Source organism: Altererythrobacter sp. MTPC7, from assembly GCF_042851395.1.
Taxonomy (GTDB): Bacteria; Pseudomonadota; Alphaproteobacteria; order Sphingomonadales; family Sphingomonadaceae; genus CAJXSN01.
This window is the reverse complement of the sequence record NZ_BTGS01000007.1, coordinates 16,974-31,222: the sequence shown is the minus strand read 5'-3', so window position 1 is coordinate 31,222 and position 14,249 is coordinate 16,974. Positions and strand designations below refer to the sequence as shown.

General features: G+C 65.0%; 15 protein-coding genes and 1 tRNA gene. 8 read left to right on the top strand and 8 right to left on the bottom strand.

What is annotated here, in order from left to right; translation table 11 throughout:
* Positions 1 to 51 precede the first annotated feature (51 nt).
* From ACGHJ7_RS07620 to ACGHJ7_RS07610, 3 genes are all read left to right on the top strand, one after another.
* On the top strand, positions 52 to 1,293 hold the full coding sequence (locus ACGHJ7_RS07620; protein WP_390476036.1) for an SPOR domain-containing protein: 1,242 nt from the start codon (positions 52 to 54) through the stop codon (positions 1,291 to 1,293).
* Positions 1,294 to 1,385: 92 nt separating this feature from the next.
* The gene (locus tag ACGHJ7_RS07615) at positions 1,386 to 2,699 is read left to right on the top strand and encodes a DUF418 domain-containing protein (RefSeq protein WP_390476034.1); all 1,314 of its coding nucleotides are present in this window, start codon (positions 1,386 to 1,388) and stop codon (positions 2,697 to 2,699) included.
* A gap of 106 nt (positions 2,700 to 2,805) precedes the next feature.
* A complete protein-coding gene (locus tag ACGHJ7_RS07610) occupies positions 2,806 to 2,994 on the top strand; it encodes a bacterioferritin-associated ferredoxin (RefSeq protein ID WP_390476032.1) in 189 nt (62 codons plus the stop codon).
* Positions 2,995 to 3,006: 12 nt separating this feature from the next.
* Here ACGHJ7_RS07610 and ACGHJ7_RS07605 read toward each other — a convergent pair whose 3' ends face one another.
* The gene (locus tag ACGHJ7_RS07605) at positions 3,007 to 3,138 is read right to left on the bottom strand and encodes a hypothetical protein (RefSeq protein ID WP_390476030.1); all 132 of its coding nucleotides are present in this window, start codon (positions 3,136 to 3,138) and stop codon (positions 3,007 to 3,009) included.
* On the opposite strand from ACGHJ7_RS07605, the gene bfr reads away from it, so the two are divergent.
* Entirely contained in the window at positions 3,137 to 3,655 is a 519-nt protein-coding gene (gene bfr, locus ACGHJ7_RS07600) for a bacterioferritin (protein ID WP_390476029.1), read from the top strand. The two genes, ACGHJ7_RS07605 and bfr, sit on opposite strands and share 2 nt — an antisense overlap.
* On the opposite strand, the gene ACGHJ7_RS07595 is transcribed toward bfr, so the two are convergent.
* Positions 3,652 to 4,209 carry a DUF2721 domain-containing protein gene (locus tag ACGHJ7_RS07595; RefSeq protein ID WP_390476028.1) on the bottom strand — a complete coding sequence of 186 codons (558 nt, stop codon included), beginning with the start codon at positions 4,207 to 4,209 and terminating at the stop codon, positions 3,652 to 3,654. The genes bfr and ACGHJ7_RS07595 overlap by 4 nt on opposite strands.
* A 44-nt stretch (positions 4,210 to 4,253) precedes the next feature.
* Positions 4,254 to 5,696: a ribosome biogenesis GTPase Der gene (gene der / locus ACGHJ7_RS07590; RefSeq protein ID WP_390476027.1), complete on the bottom strand. Its 1,443-nt coding sequence runs from the start codon at positions 5,694 to 5,696 to the stop codon at positions 4,254 to 4,256.
* 130 nt (positions 5,697 to 5,826) lie between these two features.
* On the opposite strand from der, the gene ACGHJ7_RS07585 reads away from it, so the two are divergent.
* Positions 5,827 to 6,600: a CHAP domain-containing protein gene (locus ACGHJ7_RS07585; protein ID WP_390476025.1), complete on the top strand. Its 774-nt coding sequence runs from the start codon at positions 5,827 to 5,829 to the stop codon at positions 6,598 to 6,600.
* Positions 6,601 to 6,642: 42 nt separating this feature from the next.
* On the opposite strand, the gene ACGHJ7_RS07580 is transcribed toward ACGHJ7_RS07585, so the two are convergent.
* The 3 genes from ACGHJ7_RS07580 to ACGHJ7_RS07570 form a co-directional block, all read right to left on the bottom strand.
* The gene (locus tag ACGHJ7_RS07580; RefSeq protein ID WP_390476023.1) at positions 6,643 to 6,969 is read right to left on the bottom strand and encodes a DUF3297 family protein; all 327 of its coding nucleotides are present in this window, start codon (positions 6,967 to 6,969) and stop codon (positions 6,643 to 6,645) included.
* Between the two features lie 74 nt (positions 6,970 to 7,043).
* On the bottom strand, positions 7,044 to 7,220 hold the full coding sequence (locus tag ACGHJ7_RS07575) for a hypothetical protein (RefSeq protein WP_390476021.1): 177 nt from the start codon (positions 7,218 to 7,220) through the stop codon (positions 7,044 to 7,046).
* Positions 7,221 to 7,231: 11 nt separating this feature from the next.
* Entirely contained in the window at positions 7,232 to 7,516 is a 285-nt protein-coding gene (locus tag ACGHJ7_RS07570; RefSeq protein WP_390476019.1) for a hypothetical protein, read from the bottom strand.
* 207 nt (positions 7,517 to 7,723) lie between these two features.
* Here ACGHJ7_RS07570 and ACGHJ7_RS07565 point away from each other — a divergent pair.
* Together ACGHJ7_RS07565 and tig are read left to right on the top strand one after the other, a co-directional pair.
* Positions 7,724 to 7,808 (top strand) — tRNA-Leu (locus ACGHJ7_RS07565).
* Positions 7,809 to 7,885: 77 nt separating this feature from the next.
* Positions 7,886 to 9,427: a trigger factor gene (gene tig / locus ACGHJ7_RS07560; RefSeq protein ID WP_390476017.1), complete on the top strand. Its 1,542-nt coding sequence runs from the start codon at positions 7,886 to 7,888 to the stop codon at positions 9,425 to 9,427.
* 66 nt (positions 9,428 to 9,493) lie between these two features.
* Here tig and ACGHJ7_RS07555 read toward each other — a convergent pair whose 3' ends face one another.
* Both ACGHJ7_RS07555 and ACGHJ7_RS07550 read right to left on the bottom strand, forming a co-directional pair.
* Positions 9,494 to 10,864, bottom strand: coding sequence for a cation:proton antiporter (locus ACGHJ7_RS07555; protein ID WP_390476015.1), 1,371 nt, complete (start codon positions 10,862 to 10,864; stop codon positions 9,494 to 9,496).
* A gap of 116 nt (positions 10,865 to 10,980) precedes the next feature.
* Positions 10,981 to 13,098 carry a TonB-dependent receptor plug domain-containing protein gene (locus tag ACGHJ7_RS07550; RefSeq protein WP_390476013.1) on the bottom strand — a complete coding sequence of 706 codons (2,118 nt, stop codon included), beginning with the start codon at positions 13,096 to 13,098 and terminating at the stop codon, positions 10,981 to 10,983.
* Between the two features lie 275 nt (positions 13,099 to 13,373).
* Here ACGHJ7_RS07550 and ACGHJ7_RS07545 point away from each other — a divergent pair, with 275 nt between their 5' ends.
* Complete coding sequence (locus ACGHJ7_RS07545) at positions 13,374 to 14,078, top strand: ATP-dependent Clp protease proteolytic subunit (RefSeq protein ID WP_390476011.1); 705 nt, start codon at positions 13,374 to 13,376, stop codon at positions 14,076 to 14,078.
* The last annotated feature ends 171 nt before the right edge of the window (positions 14,079 to 14,249 follow it).

Below are 14,249 nucleotides of genomic sequence, written 5' to 3'. Positions count from 1 at the left end.
ACTATGTCAGGCTACTTCGATTGCTGGATCCCGGGAAGAAAAGGGCCGATCATGGCTGCCAGAGCACATTTCCGCCTTGCCGCGATGGCATGTATCGCGATGACGCCGCTGGCCGTTGCCGCGCCGGCGCTTGCCGACGTGAAGACCGGCGTCGATGCATGGAGCAGGGGCGATTATGACACGGCGGTGGCCGAATGGCGCGGCCCGGCGGCGAAGGGCGACCCCGACGCACAGTTCAACCTTGCACAGGCCTACCGCCTCGGACGCGGGGTGGAGGCGAACGAGAAGCAGGCGGAAGTGTTCTACGCCAAGGCAGCCGATAAGGGCCACCTGAAAGCGGCGGACAATCTCGGCCTGCTGATGTTCCAGGACGGACGCCGGCAGGAGGCAATGCCCTATGTCAGCGCCGCCGCCGATCGCGGCGATCCGCGTGCGCAGTATCTCCTGGGTATTGCCCATTTCAACGGCGACCTGGTGGAGAAGGACTGGGTGCGCGCCTATGCGCTGCTCACGCTTGCCAATTCCGCAGGCCTGCCGCAGGCCGCGCCTGCCATCACGCAGATGGACGAGTTCATCCCGCTGGAGCAGCGCGAACAGGCGCAGACTGTCGCCACGACGATAAAGCGGGATGCCGATGCGCGGCGCGCCAGCCAGCTTGCCGCAGCAGACCTTGCCGGCGGCACGGCGAACAGCGTTGCGCCGCCTCCGGCCGCCGCTGCCCCGCAAGCCCTCCGCGCGGCAGCGACCATGCCAACAGCACGCGCCACTGGCGGCGCGGCTGCCATACCCCGGCCCATTCCGACGGCCAGCGTGGCGCCGTCCGTAGCCGCAGCGCAGGCTGCCGTGGCAGAGGCCCAGCGCGTGACCGGGACGCAAAGCCCGGCGCTGGCCGGTGCGAACTACGCAAGGCCTGCCAGCGGTCCTCCGGTTCGCACTGCGACCGGCACGGCAGCGGCGACACCGGTCCCTGCGCCCGCGCCCGCGGCCATCGCTGCCGCCACGCCCGCGCCGCGTTCGGAGCCGAAACCGGAACCGCAACCGGCCCCCGCACCCGCCCCGGCAGCTACCGGTCCGTGGAAGGTGCAGCTCGGCGCCTTTTCCGTCAGGAACAATGCCGAGCGGCTGTGGACGCGGCTTTCCTCGCGCAGCGAGATTTTCGGGCGAGAGAAATTGCTCGTGGATGCAGGGCGGCTGACCAAGCTGCAGGCGGGCGGCTATGCCTCGCGCGGCGACGCTCAGAGCGCATGCAACGCATTGAAACGCAGCGGGCAGAGTTGTCTCGTCACTCGGTAGGACCGCTGCGGTCGGGGCGCGGGGCCTGCGCCGCCAAATGACTTTCTTCCCCACCCCGGACTGCTAAAGCAGTCGGCAGAGCGGGGGTGACCATGACGACAGATGCGCAGCTTGTAGGTTTGACGGACAATGCTCCGCCGGATCAGACCCCGCCGGATCAGGCCCAGCCGATCGCCGCGGGCGACACCCAGCGCATTGCGAGCCTCGACTTCATTCGCGGGATCGCGGTGATGGGCATATTGTGGGCGAATATCGTCGCCTTCGGCCAGCCATTCGCCGCCTACATGTATCCCGATGCCTTCACTTTCCCGCACTCGGATGCGGAGGACTGGATGTGGGTTGCCCAGTTCGTCCTGATCGATGGCAAGATGCGTGGTCTGTTCACCCTGCTGTTCGGGGCCGGGATGATGCTGTTCATGGAAAAGGCGTGGGCGCGGGGGCAGGGCAGGGGCCTGCAGGCGCGGCGATTGTTCTGGCTGATGCTGTTCGGCCTGCTGCATTATTTCCTGATCTGGCGCGGCGACATCCTGTTTTCCTACGCCGTTTGCGGTTTGGTCGCGCTCGCTTTCCTGCGGATGGAGGCGCACAAGCAACTGGTGCTGGGATTGCTCGGCTATGTCGCCGGTGCGGTCCTGTACGGGGCGATGATGGCCCCGCTGACACTGGCCGCCGATACCCCGATGGGCGAGGAAGGCGGCGCGCTGGAAATGGTCGCGCCGTCGCTGGAGGAAGGAAAGCAGATCGCCCTGGACGACGGCGCCGTGCAGACGGAGCTCATCCGGGGCGGCGACTATGGAGATTACGTCGCGCACATGGTCGGGACGCACACGGCGGACCTTGGGTTCTTCATCTTCATCTGGCTGTTCGAGACGCTTCCCCTGATGCTGGTCGGCATGGCGCTGTACCGGATGGGGCTGTTCAGCGGCGGCTTCGAACCCGGGCGTCAGCGAATGTGGGGCTGGATCGGGCTGCTGGGCGGCGGAGCGGTCTCGCTGCTGATTGCGCTGTGGGTCAGGGATAACGGCTTCACCTATTACGGCACGCAGGCGGCCATGGTCGGCTTCTCCTTCCTGCCCCGGCTCCCCATGGTCCTGGGGCTCGCCGCGCTGCTTTCTCTGGCGGCCCCGCACGCGGCCGGCTGGCTCGGTTCGCGGGTCAGCGCCGCCGGCCGCGCTGCCTTCACCAATTATCTCGGCACATCGGCCGTGATGATGCTGGTCTTCCACGGCTGGGGCCTCGGCCTGTTCGGAGAGCTCGGGCGGACGGAGCTGTACGGGGTTGCCCTGCTCGGCTGTGCGGCGATGCTTGCTTGGTCGGCGCCGTGGCTTGCGCGGTTCCGATACGGCCCGCTCGAATGGCTGTGGCGCTGCCTGACTTATGGGAAGCTGTTTCCCCTCCGCCGTTGAGGGACAGGCGCACACACAGCCGGGGCGAATTTCGTCACTGGGCTTGCTATTGCGAAGTAGTCGCATAAATATGCTCTTGCGAATCAATCGCAGGAGACGCGCCCCAATGTATGTCTGCATTTGCAATGCCATCCGCGAGACAGAGTTGCGCCGTGTTGCGCGCCGTACGAATGGTGATGCGGAAGCGGCCTACGCCGCGCTGGGCAAGCGTCCCAATTGCGGGTCGTGCCTGAATGAGGCCGACGCCATTCTGTTCGAGGAACGCGAACTGGGCCTGCAGCCGGCTGCGGCCTGAGCGGGTCCGGCGCTACTGAAAACCATTCGCAAATGGCGGTTTTCCGCCATTTTCTAGAATTTTCAGGCTTGCCAGAATCCATGGCGCGCGCCCATGATACGGCGCACGCACCCCCCGTTCCGCCATATTGGAGAGCAGCGCCATGAAGGGCGATTCCAAGGTCATCGACTATCTTAACAAGGCTCTCACCAATGAGCTGACAGCCATCAACCAGTATTGGCTGCATTACCGTGTCCTGGCCGATTGGGGCGTGGACAAGCTGGCCGAATACGAACGCCACGAATCGATCGACGAGATGAAGCACGCCGACTGGCTGGCGGAGCGGATTCTCTTCCTCAACGGCCTTCCCAACTTCCAAGCGATCCACAAGCTGAAGGTGGGCGAGACGGTGGAGGAAATCCTGCGCGCCGACATGGCGATGGAGGAAGAGGCGATCCCGCTCCTGCGCGAGGCGGCCGATTACTGCCAGAGCGTGAAGGACTTCGTGTCCGGCCAGCTGTTCGAGAACATCCTCGCCAGCGAGGAAGAGCATGTCGACTTCCTCGAGACGCAGTTCGACATGATCGAACGGATGGGCCTGCAGAACTACGTCCAGTTGCAGAGCAGCCCGGCAGGCGAGGGCCACACGGGCGCAGGCGCACCGGGCGCCAACAACGTCTAATCCGTCTTGCGCGCCGAGGCGGCTTCTGCGGCGGCCTCGGCTTCGGCCTCTGCCCGGTCCATGCGGCGACGGGCCTTTGCTTCCTTCAACCGCTCATGATTGCGATGCGCCGCCGTGCGCGTCTCGATCGCGAACATGGCGAGGCCGATCACCAGGAATGCCATGGTGATGATCCACGCAATGGCAGTCAACGTCCCGATCTGCGGGCGGATGAAGGCGGAAATGAACAGCAGGGCAATCACCACGCTGATGGTAAGGGCCGCCAGCGTGCTGAACATCACGGCACCTTGCGCGTAATTGCGCCGTTTTTCGAGCGAAGGCAGGTCCCTGACCAACGTTCCGGCACGGCCTTCTTCGTCCAGCCGCGTGATACGCTCGATCCGGTTGGCAACCCAGATCAGCCGGTTGGTCATGACGTTCATGATGGCCCCGATGCCTGCCAGCAGGAAGGCCGGCGCAAGGCTTAGCTGCACGATCTGCTGCACGCGCGCCGTGCTGGACGTGCGCTGGATGATTTCGTCGGCAATACCGATTTCGGCCAGTATCTCGAGCATTCTCAGTTCCGCTTGGCCGTGATCGGCCGATTGATCCCGCGTGGTCAGTCCCGCTTCGACCCGGTGCTGTAATTGCCGCCCCCGCCGCGATTGGCGTTGTAGGGGTTTTTCGGGCTTTTCAGCACGACGCGCACCGGAACCGCGTCGAAGCCCAGCTTGTCGCGGATGCCGTTGACAAGATAGCGTTCATAGCTGGTAGGCAGGGATTCCAGCCGCGTGCCGAAAATGACGAAGCGCGGCGGGCGTGTTCCCGCCTGCGTGATATAGCGCAGCTTGACCCGACGACCGCCCGGGGCGGGAGGTGGGTTCGCCTCCATCGCATCGTCGAACCAGCGGTTGAGCGCGGAGGTCGGCACGCGTTTCGACCAGCTTTCGCGAAGTTCGAACGCGGCGGTCAGCATCGGGTCGATACCCTTGCCGGTCTTCGCGCTGACAGCCAGCACCGGCAGGCCGCGTACCTGCGCCAGCCCGTCGTTCAGTGCGGCGCGGATGCCATTGAACAGCGCGCTGGGATCCTCTGCAATATCCCACTTGTTGATCGCGACCATCAGGGCGCGGCCTTCTTCCAGGACCAAGCTGGCGATCTTCAGGTCCTGGTGCTCCAGCCCCTGCGTCGCATCGAGCAGCAGCACCACGACCTCGGCAAAATCGACCGCGCGGCGGGCATCGGCGACGGACAGCTTCTCCAGCTTTTCCGTCACGTTGCGTTTCTTGCGCATGCCGGCCGTGTCGATCAGGCGGATGTCGCGTTCCTCGCCCGATTTGGGATCGGTCCATTTCCAGTCGATCGCGATGGAATCGCGGGTGATGCCCGCCTCCGGCCCGGTCAGCAGACGATCTTCGCCCAGCATCCGGTTGATCAGCGTGGACTTGCCGGCATTGGGCCGCCCGACAATGGCCAGTTTCAGCGGGCCGAGCGGAGCGTCCTCGTCATCCTCTCCATCGTCCGCCATGCGGGCCGCGCTGGCTGCCTCTTCCTCGGCATCGGCCTTTTCCCCGATCAGTGGCCACAGCCCCTCGAACAGGTCGGCCACGCCGTCCCCGTGTTCGGCCGAAATGCCCGCCGGTTCACCGAGGCCGAGCGAATAGCTTTCCAGGATGCCCGCCTCGGCCGCCTTGCCTTCGGCCTTGTTGGCGACCAGCACGACCGGCACGTCCACGGTCCGCAGCCAGCGGCCGATTTCCTCGTCCAGCGGGGTCAGCCCGGCGCGCGCGTCGATGACGAACAGCACCGCGTCCGCGCCTTCGACGCTGACCTCCGTCTGCGCGCGCATACGGCCGGGCAGGGTCTCGCGGTCCTCGTCTTCCCAGCCGGCGGTGTCGACGACGGTGAATTTCATCCCCGCCAGTTCCGCATCGCCCATGCGCCGGTCGCGCGTGACGCCGGGCTGGTCGTCGACCAGGGCGAGCTTCTTGCCCACAAGCCGGTTGAACAGAGTGGACTTGCCGACATTGGGCCGGCCGATGATGATGACTGTCGGGCGCATTATGCTGCCGCAGGTGGCCCCTCCGGACGCCGTTGGCAAGCGCTGGCGGCATATCGGTCGCCAATCGTAAAATCGCGTTAACCGTAACGCGAAGGTGCGTGTGAAGGTTACCGGCGCATTTGGTACGCCCATGTCGAAGCTGATCATACCCCTCGCCATCGGTGCCGCATTGCTCGGCGCGCCCGCGATCCCGCTGCCGTCCGGTGCAGGCGGAGGCGCATTGCAGGCCCGGGAACTGCCCGCCTATCTCCAATGCGTGCCTTATGCCCGCGAGGTCAGCGGCGTGCGGATATTCGGCGATGCCCATACCTGGTGGAGCCAGGCGTCATCGCGGTACGAGCGTGGCAACCGGCCCCGTGTCGGCGCGGTGATGGCGTTCCGCCCGCATCGCAAGATGAAGCTGGGCCATGTCGCTGCAGTGTCGAAAGTCATCGATTCGCGCACTGTCCTTCTGGATCATGCGAACTGGTCGCCCATCAACGGCCGCCGCGGACAGATCGAACGCGATGTGAAGGCGATCGACGTGTCGCCGGGCAATGACTGGAGCGAAGTGCGTGTCTGGTATGCCCCGCTCCAGGCGCTGGGCAAGACGCGCTGGCCGGTTCACGGCTTCATCTACGGCGACGGCGCACCCGCTGCTCGCCCGCGCGTCGTTTCCCCGCCAACCCATGTCGCGGTGACGCGCGCGCCTTCCAGGCAGTTTGCTAGCGCGTTCGATGCGATTCGCGGCGGTGCTTCGCCTGCTGGCTATCGCCAGGCGAAGCCGCTGCCGCCTCAGCGCGGTTACAGGCAGGCAAAACCGCTTGTGCCGCAGCAACAGGAAAGCCAGCGGAAATCGCAGGGCCAGCGGACCGGGGCGCAGGCACGCGATCCCATCGCGCAGGTCCTTGCGCGCTACGACTAGAAATCAGGCTTGAGGCCCGCCCACCGGCGGGCCGGTGCTCGCTCAGTCGGCCTTGGCCACCGGGGCGTCTTCGCCCAGGTCTTCATACCATGCCTCGACCGGGCCTTTCAGCTTCAGCAGCAGGGGATTGCCCTTCCGGTCGACGGTCTTGCCTGCCTGCACCCGGACCCAGCCTTCGGGTATCGAATATTCCTCGATATCGGTGCGCTGCTTGCCCTTGAAGCGGATGGCGACGCCGCGCTGCAGGGCTTCCTGGTCGAAAAACTTGCTGCGGGGGTGCACCGAAAGGGTCATCGGCGGGGTGTCGCTGGCATTGCCGGCTGCACCGGTTTCGGGGCCGGTGTCGGGGGAGGTGTTTTCTTCGCTCATGGCCCGCGCGGATAAGGCCGCCGGCGCCCGGTGACAATCCCGGCGTGACGCGGCGACCCCGTTTTCCCGCTTTCCTATTGTGCCGGAGGCGGTGTTTCCTGCGGCTGGACGCCTGGCTCGGCGATATCGGGCGATGGCGGCTGGATTTCGCCCGGGTGGGAGGGCGGTGCTTCCGGCAGCGAATCCGGCGTATGCTCGGGCGGGGCTACGGGTTCGATCGTGTCGGGACCGGGATCGGGCTGGGTTGCCATGCTGAATTCCTCTATTTCTTTTCCGGGCCGGTATCCGGCTCATAATCGGGGTCGGTTTCGTCAAGGGTCTGTTCGCCCCCGCCATTGAGGGCATTGCGACCGGCAAGTTTGCGGGCGCCCGGATCGCCCGTGCTTTCGGCTGCATCCGCATCGACCGGCGAGTGTGCCGATTCCACGCTGCCGCTCTTCGCGCTGTCTCCATCGACAGGCGCATGCGCGGCTTCTTCGTCATCCGCGTCCGGCGCGATGACCGGCGGCGTGGATGGCGGGATGCGGGGTTTGTCGTATTGTCCCATGGTGTGGTCCTTTCACCCCTTGCAACGCCGTCCGGGGTCGCAGCGTTCCGCGGCGACGCGCGCGCCACGGCTGGTACGAGACGGTTCGGCGACGAGGCGAGGGCGCGCGCATTCGTGCAAGCGCTTGCCCTTTCAGCCCTTGCCGCCTACAGGCGCTCGTTCACGCGTGCGGACCATGTCGGTTCGCGCGCGGCTTCGTTCGGGTATGCGGGCGTGGCGGAATTGGTAGACGCGCTGGTTTTAGGTACCAGTATCGCAAGATGTGGGGGTTCGAGTCCCTTCGCCCGCACCAGTTACGCCGCCCCAGGCCCGGTCGCGACGCCACCCGCATCGAATCGATATTTACCTGAAGGTTCAAAGGCACGACCCATGCAGATCAACGAGACCACCAATGAGGGCCTCAAGCGCGCCTATGCGCTGACCATCCCCGCCGCCGACATCGAGAAGCAGATCGATGCGGAAATCAAGAAGGTGGCTCCGCAGATCAAGATGCCCGGCTTCCGCCCCGGCAAGGTCCCGGCCAACCTGGTGCGCAAGATGCACGGCGAGCAGCTGCACGCGCAGGTCATCAACGACACCATCCGCAGCTCCGTCGACGAGCTGATGAAGGAAAAGGAACTGCGCCCGGCCATGCAGCCCGCAATTTCGCTGGGCGAAGGGTACGAACAGGGCAAGGACGCCGAAGTCACGGTCGAGCTTGAAGTGCTCCCCGACGTGGAGGCACCCGATACGGACGGCCTGACGCTGGAACGCCTGACGGTCCCGGTCAGCGACGAAGCGGTCGACGAGACCGTGGGCCGCATCGCGGAAGGCAACAAGACCTACAAGGACGCTGCCAAGACCCGCAAGGCGAAGGACGGCGACCAGCTGATCATCGATTTCGTCGGCCGCGTCGACGGGACCGAATTCGAAGGCGGCAAGGCTGAAGGCACGCCGCTGGTCATCGGTTCGGGCACGTTCATCCCCGGCTTCGAAGAGCAGCTGACGGGCGTGAAGACCGGTGAGGAAAAGACCATCACCGTGACCTTCCCCGAAGATTACCAGGCGCAGCACCTGGCCGGCAAGGAAGCCGAATTCGATGTCACCGTGCAGGCCGTGAAGGTCGAGGCGGAAGGCAAGATCGACGACGATTTCGCGAAATCGCTCGGTCTCGACAGCCTCGACAAGCTGAAGGAATTGGTCCGCGGCCAGCTGGAGCAGGAAACCGCCGGCCTGACCCGCACCCAGATGAAGCGCCAGCTGCTCGACACGCTGGCCGCCGGTCACGATTTCGCCGTGCCGGAAGGCATGGTCGACGCGGAATTCCAGCAGATCTGGGCCCAGCTCCAGCAGGAAGCGCAGGGCGAGGAAGATACCGAAGCCGCGCTGAAGGAAATCGAGGCCGAGAAGGACGATTACCGCAAGATCGCCGAGCGCCGCGTGCGTCTCGGCCTGCTCCTGTCGGAAATCGGCCAGAAGAACGGCGTCGAGGTCTCGGGGCAGGAAATGAACATGCTGATGCAGCAGGCTGCCCAGCAATACCGCGAGGAAGACCGCGAGCGTTTCTTCCAGTACGTCCAGCAGGACCCGATGGCTGCAGCACAGCTTCGCGCGCCGCTGTATGAAGACAAGGTCGTCGACTTCCTGTTCGACAAGGCCGAAATCACCGACCGCGAAGTGACGCGCGAGGAACTGGAAGCCGCGATCGAAGCCGACGCCGAGGAAGAAGCAGCGAAGGCGAAGAAGCCCGCCGCGAAGAAGGCTCCGGCTAAAAAGGCTGCCGCCAAGAAGACGACGGCCAAGAAGGCAGAGGGCGCCGGCGACAAGGACGAGGCGAAGAAGCCTGCCGCCAAGAAGGCACCGGCGAAAAAGCCCGCCGCGAAGAAGGCGCCCGCCAAGAAGCCTGCTGCCAATAAGCCGGCAAGCAAGTAAGCCGCCGCTTCAGGCAAGACACCAGGAGGCCCGGCCCCGCATCAGCGAGGCCGGGCCTTCTTGCGTTCAGGACCTGTCGGCCTGTCCGTTCGACTCTGCCGGACGCTCCTCGAAGGCGGCCATCGTCCCGTCGGTGCCGAAGTGGATGTGCGCCCCGCGTTCCTCCACCATGCGGATGAAGGGCGCGCTCAGCACGCCGTGGACCACGATGGAGGCGAGGATGGCGAAGGATGTCGTTGCCCATAGCAGCGACAATTCGGTGAACACTGCGTGGTTCTGCCCGTAGGCGAGGTAATAGATCGACCCCATTCCCCGAATGCCGAGGAAGGCGACCGCCAGCTTTCCCGGCAGGGGAAGGCCGCTCAGGCTTTCGGCTAGCAGCCCGCCCAGCGGCCGGATCACGAAGATCAGCACAAGTGCCAGGATCGCGGCCGGCCAGGTCAGTGCGTCCAGCACCCCGCTGGCGAGCATTCCGCCGAAAGCGAACAGCACGGCGACCAGCACGATCTTCTCGATCTGGTCGATGAAGTGGTGGCTGATCTTGTGATAACGGCTGGCATTCTCGCTCTGCCGGGCGGTTACGGCGCCGATGAACACGGCGAGGAAACCGTATCCTTCGACGAGTTCGGCCGCACCATAGGCCAGCAACAGCGTGCCGAGAACGATCAGCCCTTCCGAGGTCGAATATTTGAGCGGCAGGGCATCGCGCTCGACGCTGTCGTCCTCGTCCATGCCCTTGTAACCTTCGTCGGCCTTGCGTTCGAACACGTACCAGGCACCGACCCGTCCGACGATGTAGCCCATCGCGCACCCGGCGAAGGTGCGCCACAGGAAGTCGAAGGCGAACCATTCCAGCGTCCAGCCGCCAATGGCCGTCATCCCTACCGCCGCAATGGCGAGATAGGTAAAGGGGAAGGCGAGACCGTCGTTCAGTCCGGCCTCCACCGTCAAGGAAAAACGCACGTCGTGACGTTCGTTCTCACCGGGCGGACCCACCTGCACGCTGCGCGCCAGCACCGGGTCTGTCGGGGCGAGAGCCGCACCCAGCAGGATTGCGCTGGCAGGCGCAAAGCCGACCCACCACCAGCCCAGCCATGCAATGGCGGCGATGGTAATCGGCATGGCAATGGCGAGCAGCGGCCATATCTGCCGCCAGTTCTTCCAGCTGACGGGCCGGTCGATGGCGATCCCGGCGCCCATCAGGGAGACGATCACGATGAATTCGGTGATGTATTCCAGCGATTGCGCGTCGAATGCGTCGTCGGTCGGATTGATGTCCGGCAGGCCGAGCGGGAGCGAAAAGACAGCCCAGCCGATGCCGACATACAGGATCGGCAGCGACAGGAACCGGTCCGACAGCCATTTTTCCAGGCCGACGGAAGCCATCAGGCCGATGCCGAACAGCGCGAACATCAAGATGCGTGGATCGAGTTCCATGAACGCCGGTTACCCCCCAAAGCGCAAGATTGCAGGAGGTATAACGTGCGAGCCGCCCACTTGCTCCCCCGTTTCGCGGCGTCGGGGCACCGGGCGGGCGCCTTGGCTTGCAAGGCCTAGAAACTGCCGCTGACGGCGAAGCGGAAGATCGGCCCGATCCGTCGATCCTGGACCTCGCGGAAAAGCACGGGCGCGGTGGGGCGCGGCCCGTCGAAGACGGTGCGGACGAAGTTGTTGCGGGCGTTCAGCACGTTGGCATAGGTCGCGTTGACGGTCAGACCGAACACGTCCTTGTGCTCCACGAACAGGTTGGCGAACACCGGTCCTTCGCTCTCGCGTCCCGTCTCGAACCGGCGGGAATAGGGGGCGTTGTTGTTCGTGAAGATGCCGCCGCCCCACGCCCAGTCCGTGCCCGGCACATCGTGCCGCAGGTCCATTTCGAGGAGGTCGATCAGGTCGCCCGAAAAGGGGCGGTCCTCGCCGGTGAACGGGTCGGTCACGCTCATCCAGCGCTTGATCGCCTGTATTTCCAGCCGCGCCCCGCTCCATCCCAGCGGATCGAATTGCAGCGTCGTGTTCATTTCCAGCTGGGTGCGCGTCGCATCGCCGATATTGCCGCGCGCTTCCCCGCCATTGGCGAGTGGGAAGAAGTCGATGAAGTCCTCGAACTGCGCGTGGCTGAGTTCCAGCTTGGCAGAGCCCCAGGCGCCCAGGCCCTTGTTCACCTCGAGATCGAAATTCCAGCTCTGGTTCGGGACCAGTTCGTTGTTGCCGCCCCGTTCGTTGTCATCGTCGAGCGATACGCTGGCGAGGAAGTCGCCGAAGGACAATTGCCCGACGCTGCGCCGTATCTCGCCCGCGATGTCGAGGTCTTCGCGCGGTTTCCACGACAGCGAGACCGATCCCTTCGGCCGCTGGAAGGATCGCGCATTGGCTCCGGACCCGGTCTGCGCGATCTTCGAATATTCCGCCCCGCCGGTCAGTTGCAGGGCGAGGGCGGGGGTCAGCTGCTTGCCGAAGCTCAGGATCGCTTCGTAGCGGTCTTCGGTCACCCCGCCATTGCCGCCCGCGAAGTTCAGGTCAACGAATTCGCCATCAGGGGCCAGTTCGAACAGGCCGGCGACACGGTTCAGCCGGTTGAAGGCAGCCTCGCCCGACAATTGCCAGTCGGCATCCCACAGGGACCAGCCATATTCGAAGCGGCCGATCCGTTCGCCCTCTCCGCTCGACTGGACGAAGCGGGACCCGCGGGATCGCGACAGGTCGTCGAAACTGTCCACGACCTGGGATTCGAAATTGTCGCGTTCGAAGCGTTCCAGGCCGATCAGCTTAATCTGTCCGGGGCCGAAGGGAAATTCGATGTCGGCGCCGATCTCGTATTCCGGGCCGTCTTCCGCGCGCCGCGCATCGCGTGTGCGGACGGGGCCGGTCAGGGGCGTGCCGATTTCCGGTTCGCTGCGGGTGAAGAAGTCCTCGCCATAGGCAAGGTTCAGGTTCGCCGTGACGCTATCGCTGAAATCGTAGTTGAAGTTCGTCGCCAGCTTCGGGTTGTCGAACCGGCCGGAAAACTTCGTGTCCTGGACTTCTATCACCGCGCCCGAGGCATCGGTGATGACCACCGGCCCATCCGCCCCGAAGCGGTTGTTGTCGTTGCTGAGCGCGACGGTGTAGTCGAGCCGTCCGCTGCTGCCGGTGACGGAAACTTCCCCGCCGTAAAGCTGGGCCTGCGTGTTGTAGGCGCGAAAGCCGGTGCGCCAGTTGAACTGGCCCGACGTGCCGGTGCTGGACGTCAGGATATTCGCGACCTGTCCGTTGAGGCCCGGAATATCGAGCGAATTGCCCTCCACGATCTCGATCCGCAGCACGGTGTCGGCGGGGATGCGGCGCAGCTGGTCGCGCAAGCTGTCGGACTTGCTGGCCAGCCGTTCGCCATTCACGATGACGTTCTGGTTCGCCTGCCCCAGCCCGCGGCCATTGTCGTCGTCCGAAATGGTGAAGCCCGGAACCCGGCGGAGCATGTCGAGCGCGTTGCGCGGGGCGAACTGGGTGAAATAGGCAGGCTCGAACACGCCTGCCGTGCCGCCCGGTGTCGGCAGGACCGTGTCGTTCGCGTCTGCCGCCGCCTCCGGCGTTTCGGGCACGGCTGCGGTATCCTGCGCGGCAGCAGGGCAGGTCACGCCGATCGCCAGGGCGGATGCGCTGGCAAGCACGCAGGTCGGCACACGAAATCGCAAACATTCTCTCCCGGAATTGGCGGCCGCCCAGAACACGTGCGACCTGAACGCGCGCGAACGCTGCGTCACCGCCTGTTCGACGTAGCGGCCCGTCGCCGCGACCAGTGTCGATACCGATGGCAGGATGCAACCGAAACCTCGGGCGAATTCCTCGCGGCTTCACACCGTCCCCGATACCTTCACCGATGGGTGAAGGTTAAGCCCCTTGAACATCGGCGCGCGAGGTCCGACATGGCTGTTCGCATTTCCATGTTTTCCCAAGGACACTTGACCCCATGATCGATCTTTTCGGCTCCGACGCACACGCAACCCAGGGACAGTTCACCCGCGATCCCTTGACCGGCGCGCTGGTCCCGATGGTTGTCGAGCAGACGAGCCGCGGCGAACGCAGCTTCGACATCTTCAGCCGCCTGCTGCGCGAACGCATCGTGTTCGTCACCGGGCAGGTGGAAGACGGCATGGCATCGCTCATCACCGCCCAGCTGCTGTTCCTGGAAAGCGAGAACCCGTCCAAGCCGATCAGCATGTACATCAACTCGCCCGGCGGCGTGGTGACGGCCGGGATGGCGATCCACGACACGATGCAGTACATCAAGCCGCGCGTTTCCACCGTCTGCATGGGCCAGGCCGCATCGATGGGCAGCTTCCTGCTGGCCGCGGGCGAGCCGGGCATGCGGATCGCGCTGCCCAATGCGCGCATCATGGTCCACCAGCCGTCCGGTGGCGCACGCGGCATGGCCTCCGACATCGAGATCCAGGCCCGCGAGATCTTGCGCATCAAGAAGCGCATGAACGACCTCTACGTGAAATATACCGGCCGCAGCCTCGACGAAATCGAGAAGGCGATGGACCGCGATACCTTCCTCGAGGCGGAAGAGGCGATGAAGTTCGGCCTCGTCGACAAGGTCTTCGAAACCCGTCCCGAAGGTGAAGAGCCGACGGCGGACGAGGACAAGGGTTCGGGCGGCGCTCCTTCGTAAGGAAGGGGCGGCCCGCGCGCTTCCGCCCCGCATCGGGACGGGCGCATAAGAACTTGGCAACCTAGCCCCTTCAGGCGTGGCTAAGGCGCGCCTGCTACTACGGGGCAGGTTGTAATATGGAAAACCAGCGATAGGTTGGCCGAATCCGCGCGCACCATCTGCTGCCGGATC

Bases quoted from the DNA above. Each gene is read 5' to 3' on its own strand.
- ACGHJ7_RS07620 (WP_390476036.1), top strand. From the start codon at position 52: ATGGCTGCCAGAGCACATTTCCGCCTTGCCGCGATGGCATGTATCGCG.
- ACGHJ7_RS07615 (WP_390476034.1), top strand. From the start codon at position 1,386: ATGACGACAGATGCGCAGCTTGTAGGTTTGACGGACAATGCTCCGCCG.
- ACGHJ7_RS07610 (WP_390476032.1), top strand. From the start codon at position 2,806: ATGTATGTCTGCATTTGCAATGCCATCCGCGAGACAGAGTTGCGCCGT.
- bfr (WP_390476029.1), top strand. From the start codon at position 3,137: ATGAAGGGCGATTCCAAGGTCATCGACTATCTTAACAAGGCTCTCACC.
- ACGHJ7_RS07605 (WP_390476030.1), bottom strand. From the start codon at position 3,138: ATGGCGCTGCTCTCCAATATGGCGGAACGGGGGGTGCGTGCGCCGTAT.
- ACGHJ7_RS07595 (WP_390476028.1), bottom strand. From the start codon at position 4,209: ATGCTCGAGATACTGGCCGAAATCGGTATTGCCGACGAAATCATCCAG.
- der (WP_390476027.1), bottom strand. From the start codon at position 5,696: ATGCGCCCGACAGTCATCATCATCGGCCGGCCCAATGTCGGCAAGTCC.
- ACGHJ7_RS07585 (WP_390476025.1), top strand. From the start codon at position 5,827: ATGTCGAAGCTGATCATACCCCTCGCCATCGGTGCCGCATTGCTCGGC.
- ACGHJ7_RS07580 (WP_390476023.1), bottom strand. From the start codon at position 6,969: ATGAGCGAAGAAAACACCTCCCCCGACACCGGCCCCGAAACCGGTGCA.
- ACGHJ7_RS07575 (WP_390476021.1), bottom strand. From the start codon at position 7,220: ATGGCAACCCAGCCCGATCCCGGTCCCGACACGATCGAACCCGTAGCC.
- ACGHJ7_RS07570 (WP_390476019.1), bottom strand. From the start codon at position 7,516: ATGGGACAATACGACAAACCCCGCATCCCGCCATCCACGCCGCCGGTC.
- tig (WP_390476017.1), top strand. From the start codon at position 7,886: ATGCAGATCAACGAGACCACCAATGAGGGCCTCAAGCGCGCCTATGCG.
- ACGHJ7_RS07555 (WP_390476015.1), bottom strand. From the start codon at position 10,864: ATGGAACTCGATCCACGCATCTTGATGTTCGCGCTGTTCGGCATCGGC.
- ACGHJ7_RS07545 (WP_390476011.1), top strand. From the start codon at position 13,374: ATGATCGATCTTTTCGGCTCCGACGCACACGCAACCCAGGGACAGTTC.